This is a genomic window from Actinosynnema sp. NPDC020468, from assembly GCF_040642015.1.
GTDB lineage: Bacteria > Actinomycetota > Actinomycetes > Mycobacteriales > Pseudonocardiaceae > Actinosynnema.
This window is the reverse complement of record NZ_JBFAEO010000001.1, coordinates 1-16,211: the sequence shown is the minus strand read 5'-3', so window position 1 is coordinate 16,211 and position 16,211 is coordinate 1. Positions and strand designations below refer to the sequence as shown.

At 72.3% G+C, this 16,211-nt stretch carries 18 protein-coding genes and 1 rRNA gene; 4 read left to right on the top strand and 15 right to left on the bottom strand.

What is annotated here, in order from left to right; genetic code table 11:
* Positions 1-20 precede the first annotated feature (20 nt).
* The 4 genes from AB0G50_RS00095 to AB0G50_RS00080 form a co-directional block, all read right to left on the bottom strand.
* Entirely contained in the window at positions 21-245 is a 225-nt protein-coding gene (locus AB0G50_RS00095; RefSeq protein ID WP_360100086.1) for a hypothetical protein, read from the bottom strand.
* Positions 242-667, bottom strand: coding sequence for a WhiB family transcriptional regulator (locus tag AB0G50_RS00090; RefSeq protein ID WP_360100083.1), 426 nt, complete (start codon positions 665-667; stop codon positions 242-244). The genes AB0G50_RS00095 and AB0G50_RS00090 overlap by 4 nt, the downstream gene beginning before the upstream one ends.
* A 130-nt stretch (positions 668-797) precedes the next feature.
* Positions 798-1,049 carry a hypothetical protein gene (locus AB0G50_RS00085; protein ID WP_360100080.1) on the bottom strand — a complete coding sequence of 84 codons (252 nt, stop codon included), beginning with the start codon at positions 1,047-1,049 and terminating at the stop codon, positions 798-800.
* Positions 1,050-1,195: 146 nt separating this feature from the next.
* A complete protein-coding gene (locus AB0G50_RS00080) occupies positions 1,196-3,250 on the bottom strand; it encodes an ATP-dependent DNA helicase UvrD2 (RefSeq protein ID WP_360100077.1) in 2,055 nt (684 codons plus the stop codon).
* A 71-nt stretch (positions 3,251-3,321) separates the two neighbouring features.
* On the opposite strand from AB0G50_RS00080, the gene AB0G50_RS00075 reads away from it, so the two are divergent.
* Complete coding sequence (locus tag AB0G50_RS00075; RefSeq protein ID WP_360100074.1) at positions 3,322-4,050, top strand: DUF4191 domain-containing protein; 729 nt, start codon at positions 3,322-3,324, stop codon at positions 4,048-4,050.
* A gap of 169 nt (positions 4,051-4,219) precedes the next feature.
* On the opposite strand, the gene AB0G50_RS00070 is transcribed toward AB0G50_RS00075, so the two are convergent.
* Positions 4,220-4,693: a hypothetical protein gene (locus AB0G50_RS00070; RefSeq protein ID WP_360100071.1), complete on the bottom strand. Its 474-nt coding sequence runs from the start codon at positions 4,691-4,693 to the stop codon at positions 4,220-4,222.
* A gap of 196 nt (positions 4,694-4,889) precedes the next feature.
* Here AB0G50_RS00070 and glnA point away from each other — a divergent pair, with 196 nt between their 5' ends.
* Positions 4,890-6,314, top strand: coding sequence for a type I glutamate--ammonia ligase (gene glnA, locus AB0G50_RS00065; RefSeq protein ID WP_360100068.1), 1,425 nt, complete (start codon positions 4,890-4,892; stop codon positions 6,312-6,314).
* A gap of 64 nt (positions 6,315-6,378) precedes the next feature.
* On the opposite strand, the gene AB0G50_RS00060 is transcribed toward glnA, so the two are convergent.
* Together AB0G50_RS00060 and AB0G50_RS00055 are read right to left on the bottom strand one after the other, a co-directional pair.
* Positions 6,379-7,008 carry a hypothetical protein gene (locus AB0G50_RS00060; RefSeq protein ID WP_360100065.1) on the bottom strand — a complete coding sequence of 210 codons (630 nt, stop codon included), beginning with the start codon at positions 7,006-7,008 and terminating at the stop codon, positions 6,379-6,381.
* Positions 7,009-7,045: 37 nt separating this feature from the next.
* Positions 7,046-7,654 (bottom strand): hypothetical protein, encoded by a 609-nt coding sequence (locus AB0G50_RS00055; protein ID WP_360100062.1) that lies wholly within the window; start codon positions 7,652-7,654, stop codon positions 7,046-7,048.
* Positions 7,655-7,855: 201 nt separating this feature from the next.
* On the opposite strand from AB0G50_RS00055, the gene AB0G50_RS00050 reads away from it, so the two are divergent.
* Positions 7,856-8,071 carry a hypothetical protein gene (locus tag AB0G50_RS00050; RefSeq protein WP_360100059.1) on the top strand — a complete coding sequence of 72 codons (216 nt, stop codon included), beginning with the start codon at positions 7,856-7,858 and terminating at the stop codon, positions 8,069-8,071.
* 28 nt (positions 8,072-8,099) lie between these two features.
* Here the strand turns inward: AB0G50_RS00050 and AB0G50_RS00045 are convergent, their stop codons facing one another.
* The 6 genes from AB0G50_RS00045 to AB0G50_RS00020 all read right to left on the bottom strand — a co-directional run bounded on the left by AB0G50_RS00045 (position 8,100) and on the right by AB0G50_RS00020 (position 14,632).
* Positions 8,100-9,029 (bottom strand): NADP-dependent oxidoreductase, encoded by a 930-nt coding sequence (locus AB0G50_RS00045; protein WP_360100056.1) that lies wholly within the window; start codon positions 9,027-9,029, stop codon positions 8,100-8,102.
* Between the two features lie 13 nt (positions 9,030-9,042).
* Positions 9,043-11,970 (bottom strand): bifunctional [glutamine synthetase] adenylyltransferase/[glutamine synthetase]-adenylyl-L-tyrosine phosphorylase, encoded by a 2,928-nt coding sequence (locus AB0G50_RS00040; RefSeq protein ID WP_360100053.1) that lies wholly within the window; start codon positions 11,968-11,970, stop codon positions 9,043-9,045.
* 39 nt (positions 11,971-12,009) lie between these two features.
* Complete coding sequence (locus tag AB0G50_RS00035; RefSeq protein ID WP_360100050.1) at positions 12,010-12,222, bottom strand: hypothetical protein; 213 nt, start codon at positions 12,220-12,222, stop codon at positions 12,010-12,012.
* Entirely contained in the window at positions 12,219-13,352 is a 1,134-nt protein-coding gene (locus tag AB0G50_RS00030) for an inorganic phosphate transporter (protein ID WP_360100047.1), read from the bottom strand. The genes AB0G50_RS00035 and AB0G50_RS00030 overlap by 4 nt, the downstream gene beginning before the upstream one ends.
* 83 nt (positions 13,353-13,435) lie before the next feature.
* Positions 13,436-14,173, bottom strand: coding sequence for a type 1 glutamine amidotransferase (locus tag AB0G50_RS00025; protein WP_360100044.1), 738 nt, complete (start codon positions 14,171-14,173; stop codon positions 13,436-13,438).
* A gap of 15 nt (positions 14,174-14,188) precedes the next feature.
* Entirely contained in the window at positions 14,189-14,632 is a 444-nt protein-coding gene (locus tag AB0G50_RS00020; RefSeq protein WP_360100041.1) for a rhodanese-like domain-containing protein, read from the bottom strand.
* 80 nt (positions 14,633-14,712) lie between these two features.
* On the opposite strand from AB0G50_RS00020, the gene AB0G50_RS00015 reads away from it, so the two are divergent.
* Complete coding sequence (locus tag AB0G50_RS00015; protein WP_360100038.1) at positions 14,713-15,177, top strand: Lrp/AsnC family transcriptional regulator; 465 nt, start codon at positions 14,713-14,715, stop codon at positions 15,175-15,177.
* Positions 15,178-15,194: 17 nt separating this feature from the next.
* Here AB0G50_RS00015 and AB0G50_RS00010 read toward each other — a convergent pair whose 3' ends face one another.
* Positions 15,195-16,049, bottom strand: coding sequence for a GNAT family N-acetyltransferase (locus tag AB0G50_RS00010; RefSeq protein WP_360100035.1), 855 nt, complete (start codon positions 16,047-16,049; stop codon positions 15,195-15,197).
* 69 nt (positions 16,050-16,118) lie between these two features.
* Positions 16,119-16,211, bottom strand: a 5S ribosomal RNA gene (gene rrf / locus AB0G50_RS00005); the annotation flags it as partial.

Sequence of the window (16,211 nt, the reverse complement as noted above, 5' to 3'; positions counted from 1 at the left end):
GGGTCTGGGCGCGTGGGCCGCTAGAGGGCGTGGGCCTTCTGGCGGGCCCTGCGCTCGGCCCAACCGGCCAGTCGGCGCCAGCGGCGGGCGGCGACGAGGCGGTGGGCCAGGCGTTGGCGGTGGGCGGATATTTCAGCTTCGTACATTCGGGATCTGGCCAGGTTTTCTTCGAGCAACATGGGGTTACCCCTCGGGTTCAGTTCGACGAGCATGGATTCGTCACTGGTGGATCGGTACGTGGTCACGCGGCGGCCTCCTGGTTCTTGGCCCCCCGGACGACGGTCGCGGCGGGTGCCGCGGGAACAACAGCAGCGGCCTGAGCCGCGGGAACGACGGGTGCGGCGTCCTTGCGGGGACGGCCGCGCGGGCGCTTGCGGGCGATCACCGCGCCGCGCTCGAAGATCTCTCCGCCCCAGACCCCCCAGGGCTCGTGCCGGGCCAACGCGCCCGCCAGGCACTCCGCGATCACCGGGCAGGTGACGCAGAAGGCCTTCGCCTGCTCCAACTCCGCCGGTGCGTCGGCGAACCACAGGTCGGGGTTGTTCGTGCGGCAGGGCAGTTCGAGGCCGGCGTCGGGCGCTCCGTCGATCAACGAGGCGACCCCGGCTCCGGTCAGGTCGGGGTCCGTGGACAACGTCCCGGGTATGGGGACGGTCGCGGTCAACATCTGGTGGACTCCTGTCACAGGTCTTGCATGGGGTTTGTGGTGCGAAAACTTGGTCGAACACACACGAAGGCCGCGGATCCGTTTACGGGTCCGCGGCCTTCGTGAGCTTGGTGGCCTGACTACAGGTGCGTCAGGTACTTCGCTCCAGCGCGGACGGCGCCTGGATGGTCTGGGTCATGGCAACGGTCGGTGCGACAGTCGGTGCGACAGTCGGCGCGTACGGCGCCGGCACCTGGTTCAGCAGAACTCGCGCGTCGCTCCAGCTCGGAGTGCGACGATCGCGGGCAGACTTCTCCGCCACGCGCGGAGCCTCGCCGGACGCCAGGAGCGCCCCGGTGGTCAGGAGACCGGTGGCCATCTCGGTGTGCTTCAGAGTGTTCACAATCGGTCACCTCCTCGGGCGTTCGCTGTCGTGCGACGTGATCTTGAATCCCCAGCGGGTCCTCCGGACCCGGCCTGAGCAGGTTATGACTCGGTGCACGGCGCGTGCAACCGCTTTTTCCAAATACCTGTCGAACGTGTGAAACGTCAGCGTTTGCCCAGCACAAGGGCCAGGACGTCGGCGCCGTAGCGCTCCAGCTTGGCCGCGCCGATGCCGGCGATCGCGACCAGCGCCGGCACGTCCTCGGGACGCTGCTCGGCGATCGCGGTCAGCGTCGCGTCGGTGAACACGACGTACGCGGGCACCTTCAACTCCCGCGCCCGGTCCGCCCGCCACGCCCGCAACCGGCCCAGCAGCTCCTCGTCCAGGTCCGACGGGCACGAGGCGCACCGACCGAGCTTGACCGCGCGCGAGTCCACCAGCTGCGACCCGCACACCCGGCACACCGGCTTGGGCCGCTTCTGCAACGGCGCGCGGCCGGAGGCGAGCGACGACGGGTGGTCCTCGGGGATCAGCCCGTAGAGGAACCGGCTGCGCCTGCGGTACCGACGGCCGCCGGGCGCGCGGGCCAGCGCCCACGACAGCCAGAGGTGCTCGCGAGCCCGGGTCACGCCGACGTAGAGCAGCCGGCGCTCCTCCTCGACCGCCGCCTCGTCGCCGTCCGCGTGCATGATCGGCACCGTGCCCTCGACCAGGCCGACGAGGAACACCGCGTCCCACTCCAGGCCCTTGGCCGCGTGCAGCGAGGCCAGCGTCACGCCCTCGACGGTCGGCGGGTGCTGCGCCTCGGCCCGCAGGTCCAGCTCGGCGACGAACTTGGGCAGGTCCGCGTGCTCGACGGTCGCCGCCAGCTCCTCGGCCAGCTCCACGAGCGCGAGCAGCGACTCCCACTTCTCCCGGGCCGCGCCGCCGGCGGGCGGGTCGTCGGTGAGGCCGATGCCGGACAGCACCTCGCGCACCACCTTCGGCAGCTCGCCCGACGGCGACCCGGCGGCCGCGCCGCGCAGCGACACCACCGCCTGCCGCACCTCGGGCCGCTGGAAGAACCGCTCGCCGCCGCGCACCTGGTAGGGGATGCCGAGCTCGGCCAGCGCCTGCTCGAACACCTCCGACTGCGCGTTCACCCGGTAGAGGACGGCGATCCCGCTCGCCGGCACGCCCTCGTCCAACAGCACCTTGGCCCGCTGGGCGACCGCGGCGGCCTCCACCGACTCGTCGTCGAACTCGGTGAACGTCGGTTTCGGCCCGTCCGGCCGCTGGCCGACGAGCTTGAGCCGCGACCCGGACGGGCGACCCCGGGCCGAGCCGATGACCTGGTTGGCCAAGCCGACGACCTGCGGCGTCGACCGGTAGTCGCGCTCCAGCCGGACCACGGCGGCCGCCGGGAAGCGGCGGGCGAAGTCCAGCAGCGGACGCGGCGAGGCACCCGCGAAGGAGTAGATGGTCTGGTTCGCGTCGCCGACCACGGTCAGGTCGTCCCGCGCGCCGACCCACGCGTCCAGCACGCGCTGCTGCAACGGCGTCACGTCCTGGTACTCGTCCACCACGAAGCACCGGTAGCGGTCGCGGAACTCCTCGGCCACCTCGCCGTGCTCCTCCAGGGCGGCGGCGGTGTGCAGCAGCAGGTCGTCGAAGTCGAGAAGTTGGGCGTCGTTCTTGAGCTGCTCGTAGGTGCGGTAGACCTGCACGACCTGCTCGACGGGCGCGGGCGTGTCGCGCTGGGCGCGGCCGGCGGCCACCGGGTAGGCCTCGGGCGTGACGAGCGAGGCCTTGGCCCACTCGATCTCGCCCGCGAGGTCGCGCAGCGAGTCGGACTCGGTGGACAGCCCGGCGCGGTTCGCGGCCTGGGCGACCAGCCGCAGCTTGTTCCGGTCGATCAGCTCCCAGTGCGGACCGCCGACGACCCGCGGCCAGAAGTAGCGGAGCTGCCGCAGCGCCGCCGCGTGGAACGTCCGGGCCTGCGCGCCGGACACCCCGAGCCCGCGCAGCCGGGTCCGCATCTCGCCCGCGGCGCGCGCGGTGAAGGTGACGGCCAGCACCTGTCCGGCGCTCACGTGGCCGCGCTGGACCAGGTACGCGATGCGGTGCGTGATGGTGCGGGTCTTGCCGGTGCCGGCGCCCGCCAGCACGCACACGGGCCCCCGCGGTGCCTCGACCGCGGCGCGCTGTTCCGGGTCGAGTCCCTCCAGCAGGCGGTCCATGCGCTGCATCCTCGCATTGCTCGACGGCAGTGCTGTGATGGGGCGTGACGGCGCGCCGTATCCTGGTGGGCATGGCTGGAAAGCAGGACAAGGCGGCTGCCAAGGAAGCGGCGAAGGCGCGGCGTGCGGCGTCCAAGGCGCGGCGCTCGCAGATCTTCGAGGCGTTCAAGGTGCAGCGCCGCGAGGACAAGGCACTCGTGCCGTGGATGCTCGCGTGCGTGCTCGGCACGGCGGCCGTCGCGTTCCTGGTCGGCCTGATCTGGGACATGCAGTGGGTGCTGCTGCCGCTGGGCGTCGCGGTCGGCGCGCTGCTGGCGGTGATCGTGTTCGGCCGCCGCGTGCAGCGCAACGTCTACGCGAAGGCCGACGGCCAGCCCGGCGCGGCGGCGTGGGCGCTCGACAACCTGCGCGGCAAGTGGCGGGTCACCCAGGCGGTGGCCGGCACCACGAGCGGTGACATGGTGCACCGGGTGATCGGCCGACCGGGTGTCGTGCTGGTCGCCGAGGGCGCGCCGCACCGGGTGAAGGGCCTGCTCGCGCAGGAGAAGAAGAGGGTGTCGCGGGTCGTCGGCGACACCCCGATCTACGACGTGGTCGTGGGCGCCGAGGAGGGCCAGGTCCCGCTGCGCAAGCTCCAGGGCCACCTGATGAAGCTGCCGCGCAACATCTCGACCGCGCAGGTCGACACGATGGAGAACCGGCTGACCGCGCTGGCCAGCCGCGGCGCGGCGATGCCCAAGGGCCCGCTGCCGCAGGGCGCGAAGATGCGGAACGTGCAGCGCGCGATGCGCAAGCGCTAGCCAACGGCGAACGCCGAACACGTGGAAGGGCCCCGCTCCGGCGGGGCCCTTCCACGTAGGTACTGGGGTTCGGGTGCCCGGGGTTCGGCGGATACCGCGGTTCGACGGATGCCCGGAGTTCGACGGGTGCCCGGGGTCAGGCAGGTGCCCGGGGTTCGGCGTGCCGGGGTCAGCGCACCCGGATGACGACGGTGCGCGCGGCCTTGTCGTGCAGGCAGCGGCCGTCCGCGTCCCAGACCACGGCCGGGATGATCGGGAAGATCAGCAGCGTGCGCAGCGCGGCGAACGGGATGCCCACGATCGGCGCGCCGTCGATCCGCGCGACCCGCAGGCCGAACAGCGCGTGCCCCGGGGTGAACCCGAAGAAGCCGACCGCGACCGTGGTGATCGCGAACCACGCGAGCAGGCTCCAGTTGCGCGGCAGGTCGGGGTAGGTGAACACGCCGGCCACACCCGCGGCCAGCGCGAAGTCGACCAGGATGGCGAACGCGCGCCGACCCGTGGACGCCACCGAGCCCGGCCCGGACCGCGGCAACCCGAGGCGTTCGCCCTTCCAGCGCTGGGCGGTACCGTCGCCGGAGTCGGCGCCCGGCTCCAGCGCCGCGCGGGGTCCAGAAAGCCACGAACCGGTCCACTTGCTCACCCCACCAGAGTAAGGCCGGTCTCGGTGGGTGAGGATCGCCAGGTCGTGTTGCCCACCCCGGGCACCCCGTTAACACTGGCGAAACACGAGGGTGACTGCTGGGCAACACCGCGGCCATAGCGTCGCCGACGATGGCCGGCCGCGTCCGAACGCGGCGTACTACCACGCCCCCACCGCAGTGAAGGAGTCGACGAGGGTGTTCAAGAATCCCGACGAGGTCCTGAAGTTCATCTCCGACGAGGGCGTGAAGTTCATCGACGTCCGGTTCAGCGACCTGCCCGGCGTGATGCAGCACTTCACGCTCCCGGCAGCGGCGTTCGACGCCGACGCCATCGAGGAGGGCCTCGCGTTCGACGGCTCGTCCGTCCGCGGCTTCCAGTCCATCCACGAGTCGGACATGCTGCTGCTGCCCGACCTGTACACCGCGCGCCTCGACCCGTTCCGGATCGAGAAGACGCTGAACATCAACTTCTTCGTGCACGACCCGTTCACGCGTGAGGCGTACAGCCGGGACCCGCGCAACATCGCGCGCAAGGCCGAGCAGTACATCACCGAGTCGGGCATCGCGGACACCGCGTACTTCGGCGCCGAGGCCGAGTTCTACATCTTCGACTCGATCCGCTTCGACACCCAGGCGAACGCCTCGTTCTACGAGATCGACGCGATCTCCGGCGCCTGGAACACCGGCCGCGAGGAAGAGGGCGGCAACCGGGGTTACAAGGTCAAGTACAAGGGCGGCTACTTCCCCGTCACGCCGACCGACCACTACGCCGACCTGCGCGACAAGATGACGCTGAACCTCCAGGACAGCGGCTTCAGCGTCGAGCGCGCGCACCACGAGGTGGGCACCGGCGGCCAGTCGGAGATCAACTACCGCTTCAACACGCTGCTGCACTCGGCCGACGACGTGATGCTGTTCAAGTACATCATCAAGAACACGGCGTGGCAGGCGGGCAAGTCGGTCACCTTCATGCCGAAGCCGCTGTTCGGCGACAACGGCTCGGGCATGCACACCCACCAGTCGCTGTGGAAGGACGGCGTGCCGCTGTTCCACGACGAGGCCGGCTACGCGGGCCTGTCGGACATGGCGCGCCACTACATCGGCGGCATCCTGCACCACGCGCCGTCGCTGCTGGCGTTCACCAACCCGACGGTGAACTCCTACCACCGCCTGGTGCCCGGCTACGAGGCCCCGGTCTCGCTGGTCTACTCCCAGCGCAACCGCTCGGCGTGCGTCCGGATCCCGATCACCGGCGACAACCCGAAGGCCAAGCGCATCGAGTTCCGCTGCCCCGACTCGTCGGGCAACCCGTACCTGGCCTTCTCGGCCATGGTGATGGCGGGCCTGGACGGCGTGAAGAACAAGATCGAGCCGCCGGCGCCGGTCGACAAGGACCTCTACGAGCTGCCGCCCGAGGAGGCCCGCGACGTCAAGCAGGTCCCGGCGTCGCTGGAGGCCGTGCTCGACAGCCTGGAGGCGGACCACGAGTTCCTGCTCGAGGGTGGCGTCTTCACCCCCGACGTGATCGACACCTGGATCTCGTACAAGCGCGAGCAGGAGATCGACCCGCTGCGCCTGCGCCCGAACCCCTACGAGTTCCACCTGTACTACGACGTGTGATCGACGCGGTTCCCGCGAGGACCGCACCGAGGGCCGGACGACACCCGTCCGGCCCTCGGCCGCGTCAGAAGGGGTATTCGAAGCAGACGTCGCCCGCGAACCGGTGCCTGGCGTGCTCGCGCATCCGCGGCCGGTACACCGGGTCGTCCACCAGGTCGGTGTAGGACTCGAACGGGTGCTCCACGAGACCCGCCTCGTGCGCGACGTACACGTCGAAGCCCGGGTACATCAGGCCGACGAACGGCAGGTCGTCCACGTCGACCGCCAGCACCGGGTACTCGCCGGTAGAGTCCGGCTCGCCGACCGCCAGCACGCGCCGCGAGTCCGACCCGCCGGGCAGCAGGAAGCACTCGGGGAACCGGTCGGCCACCGGCTCGAACAGCTCGCCCCAGGGCGGGCCCAGCTCGTCGCCGACCAGCGCGTCCAGCCGGCGTGGCGCGAGGGCGCCGGACGGGGTGAACCAGCCGTGCCGGGCGAACAGGCTCCGGTCGAACGCCAGCCACGCCCGCAGGCTCGGCGACAGCGGACGCCCCGACGGGAACACCGCGGCCCCGTCGCCGGGGGTCGGCGGCCCGGACACCCACGGCACGTCCAGGTAGTCGTACATCGAGCGGCCCGGCTCGCGGCGCACCGACTCGATCACCCGTTCCACCAGCGCCACCCCGTGCGCGGCGGTCTGCACTCCCTCGATCATGGCGGGGAAACTAACAGTACCCACCGACAGTCCCGGCTCAGCGCGGGATCGGGACGTCCGGCACGGTCACCGAGCCGCCGGTGGGCGCCAGTTGGCCGATGATGCCCGCGAACGTCACGGTCAGCGTCGCGCTCGCCGCGGACGGTCGCTGGTCCAGGTCGAGGAACCCGGTGGTGGTGCCGCCCTTCTTCACCGTCACCGGCCACCTGCTCGTCGCGAGCGACGCGCCGTAGTCGCGCTTCGCGTCGTCCACCGCCGAGACGGAGGCGACCGGGAGGTCCATCGCGGACGTGCCGGCGTTCACCGCGGTCACGTACAGCCGCAGCCGGCCCGCCTGGTTCTCCACCCGGGTGATCTCGACGGTGAGCAGGCCCTTCGCCACCTTCCACGAGCCCTCGGCGACCTTGTTCTCCGCGCTCGCGGTGGTCCCCTCGGCGGTGGTCGTGCCGACGGCGGGCAGCGGGTCGTCGGCGACCGGCGCGGAGGTGGTCGCCGGGCGGGACTTCAGGTCGACGCTGAGCGCGCCGATGCCGACCGTGCCGGACGTGGCCGCCTGCACGGCGCCGAGCAGGACCAGCACGCCCAGCGCCACCGCGCCGATCCTGAGCGCGAGGGGGCTCGTCTTCCGGTGCTTGCCGTCGTCCATGGCGTCCTTCGTCCGGGCGCACGCAGGAACGTGAACAACCCACAGGAGTGTCGACGCCAGTGTCGGCAGCCGAAACGCCACCAGTCAATGGGGTGGCCCGGGAAACAACCCCGGGCCAACGCCGGGTAGTCGGTCGTGGACGCCGTGTCGACCGCACGCCCTGCCCATCACCCGGACGGGGGCGGCGGTTAGGGTCGCGCCGTGTCTGATGACGTCGCGAACACCGCGCAGGTGCTGTCCACCACCATCTTCGACTCCGCTTCCGAGGCCATCGAGGCCATCGCCGCGGCCGACGTGCTCGGTCTCGGCGTGAAGGTCTCCAACCGGCTGGTGCCGGACGAGGAGTCCGACGACACGCTCGTGGAGGAGTGGGTCGTCGAGCTGTTCACCTCGGTGCCGACCGCCGACGAGGAGTGAACCGCGGAGGGGGTCGGCCGCGACCCCCTCACACGGTCAGCACGACCTTGCCCCGCACGTGCCCGCCCTCCAGCAGCCGCTGCGCCTCGGCGGCCTCGGCCAGCGGGAACGCCTGCTGCACGGTGACCGCCAACTCCCCGTCCGCCACCCGCGCCGCGAGCCACGCCAGGTCGGCCGCCACGGGCTTCGCGTACGCGTAGGTCCCGCCCAGCTCCAGCACGTTCAGGTCCACGATGGACACCGCCCGCGCCGGGTCGCGGACCAGCGCGAACGACGAGCCCAGCGCCTGGCCGCCGACGCAGTCGAACGCCACGTCGACCCGACCGTCGCCGCCGACGACCTCGGCCACGTTGTTGACCAGCGCGTCACCGTAGGCGACCGGCTCCGCGCCGAGCGAGGCCAGGAACCGGTGGTTGCGCGGCGACGCGGTGCCGAGCACCCGGGACGCGCCGAGGATCCGCGCGAGCTGCACCGCCAGGTGCCCGACGCCGCCTGCCGCCGCGTGCACCAGCACCGAGTCACCGGGACCGACGCCGACCTTGCGCAACGCCTGCACCGCGGTCAGGCCGCACAGCGCCAACCCGGCCGCCTCCTCGAACGGCATCCCGGGCGGCTTGAGCGCCAATCCCCGCTCGGTGGCCGCGACGAGTTCCGCGTAGCACCCGTGCTGCACGTGGTCCTTGCGCTGGTACCCGAACACCTCGTCGCCGACCGCGAACCCCTCGACCGCCGGTCCGACGGCGCGCACGACGCCCGCCACGTCCCAGCCGGGCACGAGCGGGAAGTGGTGCGGCAGCGTGCCGGCCAGGTAACCGAGCCGCACCAGCCGGTCCACCGGGTTCACCCCGGCCGCCCGCACCTCCACCAGCACCTGGTCGAGGGCGATGGCCGGATCGGGCAGCTCCAGCAGTTCCAGCACCTCGGGGTCGCCGAACGACCTCTGCGCAATCGCTTTCACAACCCCCCAGTCTTCAGGAGCCGTAGAAGATCCGCTCGATCACGGCGCGGGCCAGCCGCGTGGTTCGCCGGTACGAGTCGAGGAATTCACCCGGTTCCCCGGTGTGCCCCATCGCCGCCGCCACGGCCGTCAGGTCACGACCGGCGGGCGGCAGCTGGTCGTTGGGCTTGCCGCGCACCAGCACCACCGCGTTGCGCGCCCGGGTCGCGAGCTCCCACGACTCCCACAGCACGGCCACGTCCTCCGCGGCCATCAACCCGGCCTCCTGCGCCGCGGCCAGCCCGTGCACGGTCGACGGGGTCCGCAGCGCGGGCACCTCGGCGGCGTGCTGGAGCTGGAGCAGCTGCACGGTCCACTCCACGTCGGCCAACCCGCCGCGACCGAGCTTGGTGTGCGTGGACGGGTCCGCGCCGCGCGGCAGCCGTTCGGCCTCGACGCGCGCCTTGATCCGCCGGATCTCCCGCACCGACGCCGGGTCTAGGCCGCCCTCGGGGTACCGGACGCCGTCGACCAGCTCGGTGAACCGCGCGCCGAGGTCCGCGTCACCGCCGATGAACCGGGCGCGCAGCAGCGCCTGGGCCTCCCACACCTCGGACCACTGCGCGTAGTACGCCCGGTAGGACTCCAGCGTGCGCACCAGCGGCCCCTGCCTGCCCTCGGGCCGCAGGTCCGCGTCGACCTGGAGCGCCGGGTCCTGGCTGGGCGCGCTGAGCATCCGGCGCACCCGTTCCACGACGGCGCCCGCGTACCGGACCGCCTCGGAGTCGGACGCGCCGCCGACCGCCTCGCACACGAACATCACGTCCGCGTCGGACCCGTACCCGAGTTCGCGCCCGCCGAGCCGGCCCATGCCGATCACCGCGATCCGCGCGCGGGGCTCGCCCGACGCCCGGATCACCGCGTCCAGCGACGCCTCGAGCACCGCCACCCACACCTCGGACAGCGACACGCACACCGTCCGCACCGGCACGAGCCCGAGCAGGTCGGCGCTCGCCACCCGGAGCAGCTCCTGGCGGCGCAGCGACCGGGCCGCGGTGACCGCACGTTCCAGGTCGTTGTACCGGGACACGGTGGCGCGCAACGGGTTCCCGATGGTCATCGGGTCGCCGCCGACGAGTCCGGGGGTGTCCGCGAGCAGCCGCATCACGTCCGGCGCGCGCACCAGCAGGTCCGGCACGAGCCGGGACGTGCCGAGCAACGTGGCCAGCCGCTCGACCACGAGACCCTCGTCCCGCAACAACCTGAGGTACCAGGGTGTTTCGGCCAGCGCCTCGGACACCCGCCGGTAGGCGAGCAGCCCGCCGTCGGGGTCGGGCGTGGTGGCGAACAGGTCCAGCAGCACGGGCAGCAGCGCGCCCTGGATCCGGGCCCGCCGCGACACGCCGCGGGTCAACGCCTCGATGTGCTTGAGCGCGCCGTCCGGCGCCGCGTAACCCAGTGCCGCCAACCGGTTCGCGGCCTCGGACGTGGTCAGCCGCAGCGCCTCGGTCGGCACGTTCGCCACGGCCTGGAGCAGCGGCCGGTAGAACAGCTTCTCGTGCAGCCGGCGGACCTGGTTGGCGCGCTTGCGGAACTCGGCCAGCAGCACCTGCGCCTCGGAGTGCCCGCCCTCGGCGTGCAACCCGGACGCGCGGGCCAGCCTGCGCAGCGCCGGACCGTCGTCGTCGGCCGGGAACAGGTGGGTGCGCAACAACTTCTGCAACTGGAGCCGGTGCTCCAGGGTGCGCAGGAACCGGTAGGCGCGGCCGAAGTCCGAGGCGTCCGTGCGCCCCACGTAGCCGCCGCGGCCCAGTGCCGCCAACGCCGCCGTGGTCGCCTGGATCCGCAACGCCTCGTCGCCGCGCCCGTGCACGAGTTGCAGCAGCTGCACCGCGAACTCGACGTCGCGCAGCCCGCCGCGGCCCAGTTTGAGCTCCCGCTCGGCGAGGCCCGCGGGCACGTGGTCCTCGACGCGCCGGCGCATGGCCTGCACGTCGGGCACGAAGTTCTCCCGTTCGGCGGCGGTCCACACCAGCGGCCGCACGGCTTCGATGTAGGCGCGGCCCAGCTCCGCGTCGCCCACCACGGGCCGGGCCTTGAGCAGCGCCTGGAACTCCCACGTGCGCGCCCACCGCTGGTAGTACGACGCGTGCCCGTCGAGCGTGCGCACCAGCGCGCCGGACTTGCCCTCGGGCCGCAGCGCCGCGTCGACCTCGAAGCACGCCTGACCCGCGACCTGCATCATCGTGCTGGCGACCCGGGTCGCCACGCCGACGTCGCCTTCGCCGACGAACACCACGTCCACGTCGCTGACGTAGTTCAGCTCGCGCGCGCCGCACTTGCCCATCGCGATCACCGCGAGCCGGCACTGGTCGGACTTGGCGACCTGGCGCCGTGCCACGTCCAGCGCGGCGTCGAGCGCGGCGACCGCCAGGTCCGACAGCAGCCCGGCCACGTCGTCGTAGCTCACGAACGGCAGGTCGGGTTCGACCACGTGCGCCAGGTCCTCGGCCGCGACGCGCAGCAGCAACGCCCGGTACTCCAGCCGCAGCGCCCGCACCGCGTCCGCGTCGGTCCGCCCGTCGACCGCGTCGAGCAGCGAGAACCCGCGCACCGGCTCGGGGTCGACCAGGCCGGTCCACCGGTCGGGGTTGCCGACCAGGAAGTCCGACAGCGCCGAGGACGAGCCGAGCACCGCGAGCAACCTGCCGCGCAGCACCGGGTCGGCGCGCAACGCGGCGTCCAGCGCGGGCCAGTCGTCGCCGAGGGCGATCCGCAGGCGGTCGACGCCGCGCAGCGCGAGGTCCGGGTCAGGGGTGCGGGACAGCGCCACGAGCACCGGTTCGGCGCCCTCGTGCGGGCGGCGCTCGTCCCACCACCCGGCGGCGCGCAGGTCGTCGACGCCGTTCTCGGTCAAGCCGAACCTGGCGGGTGACATCGTGGGTCGGGCTGGCTCCGTCATCGGAAGACACCGTAGTCCGACCGTCGAGGGTGCCTCCGGTCAGCGTGCCACGATCAAGTGGATCCCGAACAGCACGAGCGCCGCGCACGCGCCGAAGCACCCGACCGCGAGCGCCGTGGCCGCCGCGACGGACCCGCCGGACTCGCGCGCGGACCACGCCCGCAACCCGGTCGCGAACAGCACCACCAGCCCCAGCACCACGGCGAGGCTGACCCCGGAGACGACGCCGAGCGCCGACCAGTCGACGGTCACGCCGCCACCTCGCGCGTCTGCGCCTGCGCCGCGATCTCGTCCACTACGTGCTCGGGCCGCACCGGCTCGCGCCGCGACAGCAGCCACACCACCACCGACACCGCCACGCCGACCAGCGCCACCGCGACCACGCCGACCGTGCCGAGGGAGGCGACCTTGCCTGCCAGCGCGCCGACCAGACCGGCCGCGGGCAGGGTGAACACCCAGGCCAGCGCCATCCGGCCGGCGACGCCCCAGCGCACGCCGTCGACCTGGCGGCCCAGCCCGGAGCCCATGATCCCGCCGGACGCCACGTGCGTGGTCGACAGCGCGAACCCGAGGTGCGACGACGCCATGATCACGGTCGCCGCGCTGGTCTGGGCCGCGAACCCCTGGGGCGCCTCGATGGTGGTCAACCCCTTGCCGAGGGTGTGCGTGATGCGCCACCCGCCCAGGTAGGTGCCGAGCGCGATCGCCACCGCCGCGCTCAGGACCACCCAGAGGGGCGGGGCCGAGCCGGGCGCCAGCGTGCCCGCGGTGATCAGGGTGAGGGTGATGATGCCCATCGTCTTCTGCGCGTCGTTCGTGCCGTGCGCCAACGACATCAGCGCGGCCGACGCGATCTGCCCGACCTTGAAGCCGCGGTCCTTCACCCGCTCGGAGGTCCGCCTGCTCAGCCGGTAGGTCAGGTAGGTCGCGAGGAGCGCGACGACCCCGGCCACCAGCGGCGCGACGACCGCGGGCACGACCACCTTGTCGAGCACCTTGGCGAAGTGCACCGCGTCCGCGCCGGAGGAGATCCAGGTCGCGCCGATGAGGCCGCCGAACAGGGCGTGCGACGAACTCGACGGCAACCCGGCGTACCAGGTGACGAGGTTCCAGACGATGGCGCCGACCAGACCGCCGAAGACCACCGCCGGGGTGATCCGGGCGTCGTCGACCACCCCGCCGGAGATCGTCTTGGCGACCTCCACCGACAGCAGCGCGCCGACCAGGTTCAGCACCGCGGAGATCGCGACGGCCGTCCTGGGTTTCAGCGCGCCGGTGGCGATCGACGTCGCCATCGAGTTCGCGGTGTCGTGGAACCCGTTCGTGAAGTCGAAGGCCAACGCCGTGAACACGACGACGATGACGAGGAGCGAGGCGTCCACGCTGAGTCCTCCGGCTGAACCGACACAGTCGGAGGTGAACGCTACCTGTCCATCCGATGAACTCTCATCTTCACGGACCTTCGTCACACCAGGGGCAGGCTCCGGTGGATCGTCAGCTCGCCCGCGGCGAGGCGCACGAATCGCGCGGCGAACGGCTCCCACACCTCGCGGATGTCCTCGTGGCCGCGCTCGAGCCGGTCCGCGTCGAACTCGCCGGGACGCGCGCACGCGGCGGTGCCGGGCGCGGCGGCCACCCACCCGAGCACGACCTCGGGCGTGGTCTCGACGTGGAACTGCACGCCCCACGCGTGGTCGCCGACCCGGAACGCCTGGTTCGGGTACTTCGGCGAGGACGCGAGCAGCGTCGCGGACGGCGGCAGCAGCGCGATCTCGTCCTCGTGGAACTGGAGCACGTCGGGCGTCCACGGCAGGTCGGCGAACAGCGGGTCGTCCTTCGCCACGTCCCGCTTCGCGACCAGCAGCACCCCGACCTCGGGCCCCTGCGGACCGCGCCGGACCTGGCCGCCGGTGGCCGCGGCGAGCAGCTGCGCGCCCAGGCACACCCCGAGCGTAGGCACCCGCTTGGCGACCGCGTGCGACAGCAGCTTCCGGACGTCCGCGAGCCACGGGTGGTCGAGGTCGTCCAGCGCGCCCATCGCGCCGCCCAGCACCACCAGGCCGCGGTAGCCGTCGAGCGTCGCGGGCACCGGTTGTTCGTAGGGCCGCACCACGTCCAGCACCGCCCCGGCGCCGGTCAGCCAGTCGCCGAGGCGGGCCGGTGGGTCATCGGCCCCGGGTTGCAGCACGAGCAGTCGCGTCACCCGGTCGAGAGTAGATCAGCACGCGCAGGTGACCCCGTGGAGGCCGTGCTCCCCGGCGGTGACGTCGTCTCCCTCGACCGGGTAGCCGGCGCCGCGCCACGCGGCGATGCCGCCGGAGAGCCGCTTCACCCGGAAGCCCAGCGAGGCGAGCTTCAGCGCGCCCTTGGTGGCGGCGTTGCACTCGAAGCTCGCGCAGTAGCAGACGTAGACGAGGTCGCGGTCCCAGTCCGCGGTGGTGGTGGCGTCGATCTCCCAGTGCGGCAGGTTGACCGCGCCGGGGATCCGCGCGTGGGCGAACGCCTCGGCGCTGCGCGTCTCGACCAGCCGGAACCCGTCGGCGTCGCCGGCCTCCAGGTCGCGCACGACGTCGTCCGGGTCGGCCTCGAAGGAGAGCTCGGCGGCGAAGAACGCGGCGGCGGTCGCGGGGTCGGCGGCGGGGTGGCGCAACGTGTTGGTCATGGCTCAATCCTGCGTTCCGGCAGGTCACCGGCGACATGGGGAACTCAAGGCGTTCCCCGGCCCGCGCTTACGATTCCACGGTGGAACTGGACGAACTGGATTGGAAGTTGTTGGACCTGCTCCAGCACGACGGCCGGATGACCTTCACCGAACTGGCCAGGCGCGTGTCGCTCTCCGCGCCCGCGACGACCGAGCGGGTGCGCAGGCTGGAGCAGGCCGGTGTCCTCACCGGGTACGTGGCGGTGGTCGACCCGCAGAAGCTCGGGCTGCCGATCGAGGCGATCGTCCGGGTCCGGGTGCGCAGCCTGGACACGCCGAGGTTCCGCGCGAACGTCGTCACGCTGGCCCAGGTCCGCGACGCCGACCACGTGACCGGCGACGACTGCTGGCTGCTGCGCGTGGTGTGCCGGACCATGGTGGAGCTGGAGGGGTTCGTGGAACTGGCCCAGCGCTACGGCGACACCACGACGTCGCTGGTCTTCTCCTCCGCCGCGCGCAACCGCCCGGTGACCCGCGACCTGCTCGGCGGCGTGCCGACGCCGTGATCCCCGACCGGCTGGGCTCAGCCCGCCGGCACGAACGCGAACTCGGCCGAGTCGACCACGGCCCGGTACCCGATCCGCTGGTAGATCGAGTTCGACACCGGGTTGGCCAGGTCGGTGTAGAGCACCACGTGCTCCGCGCCCGCTTCCAGCGCCCACCGCGAGGACGCCGCCGTGACCGCGGCCCCGTACCCGTGCCTGCGGTGCGCGACGGGGGTGAACACCGGCCCGATGCGGCTCATCCCGGCCACGGGCTTGCTCGCGCACGCCCACGCGACGGGCTCGCCGTCGACGGTCCACAGCACGTTGCCGCTGCCCGCCGCCATCCCGACCCGCACGACCTTGTTCGCCAGGTCCTCCTCGGGCTCGTGCACGGTCGCCTCGCCCACGAACTCGAGGTACCACCGCACCAGCAGGTCCAGGTCGTCCTCGGTCGCCAGGCGCGCCTCGCCGGTCACGTCGGTGGGCGGCTCCAGCTCGCCCAGCCGGAACAGCCGCATGGCGGCGTCCTCCTTCGCGGTGACGCCGGTGCGCGCGGTCCACGCCGCGGTGAACGCCTCGACGGACTCGCGGGGACCGTTGACGCCGGGGAGTTCGACCTCACCCGCCAGCGCCTCGGCCAGCGTGTCGGCCCACTGCGGTGGCACCCCGCTCAGCGTGAGGTACCACGGAGGGGTGCGCAGGGCCGCGGCCACGAGCACGTCGTCCTGGACGACCGTCAGCATCAACGCCGGTTGGTCGTCCGGATCGGGGTGCCGCAACCTGCGCTCGAGCGCGGCGATCGGGGTGGTGTGGAACACCGGATCGGTGCCGAAGAAGTCGACCGTCGCCGCGTGGAACTCCGCCAGGTCGTCGTACCGCGTCACGTCCGCCATTGATCGGACGTTAACGCAAAAAGCCCTTCGGGGCACCCGGATAAACCAGGTGCCCCGAAGGGAAAGAATGTTCGGCGGCGTCCTACTCTCCCACACCCTCACGAGTGCAGTACCATCGGCGCTGGAAGGCTTAACTACCGGGTTCGGAATGGGACCGGGTGT

Excerpts from the sequence above, each read along its gene's own strand:
- AB0G50_RS00090 (WP_360100083.1), bottom strand. The coding sequence starts at position 667 with ATGTTGACCGCGACCGTCCCCATACCCGGGACGTTGTCCACGGACCCC.
- AB0G50_RS00080 (WP_360100077.1), bottom strand. The coding sequence starts at position 3,250 with ATGGACCGCCTGCTGGAGGGACTCGACCCGGAACAGCGCGCCGCGGTC.
- AB0G50_RS00075 (WP_360100074.1), top strand. The coding sequence starts at position 3,322 with ATGGCTGGAAAGCAGGACAAGGCGGCTGCCAAGGAAGCGGCGAAGGCG.
- AB0G50_RS00060 (WP_360100065.1), bottom strand. The coding sequence starts at position 7,008 with ATGATCGAGGGAGTGCAGACCGCCGCGCACGGGGTGGCGCTGGTGGAA.
- AB0G50_RS00055 (WP_360100062.1), bottom strand. The coding sequence starts at position 7,654 with ATGGACGACGGCAAGCACCGGAAGACGAGCCCCCTCGCGCTCAGGATC.
- AB0G50_RS00040 (WP_360100053.1), bottom strand. The coding sequence starts at position 11,970 with ATGACGGAGCCAGCCCGACCCACGATGTCACCCGCCAGGTTCGGCTTG.
- AB0G50_RS00020 (WP_360100041.1), bottom strand. The coding sequence starts at position 14,632 with ATGACCAACACGTTGCGCCACCCCGCCGCCGACCCCGCGACCGCCGCC.
- AB0G50_RS00010 (WP_360100035.1), bottom strand. The coding sequence starts at position 16,049 with ATGGCGGACGTGACGCGGTACGACGACCTGGCGGAGTTCCACGCGGCG.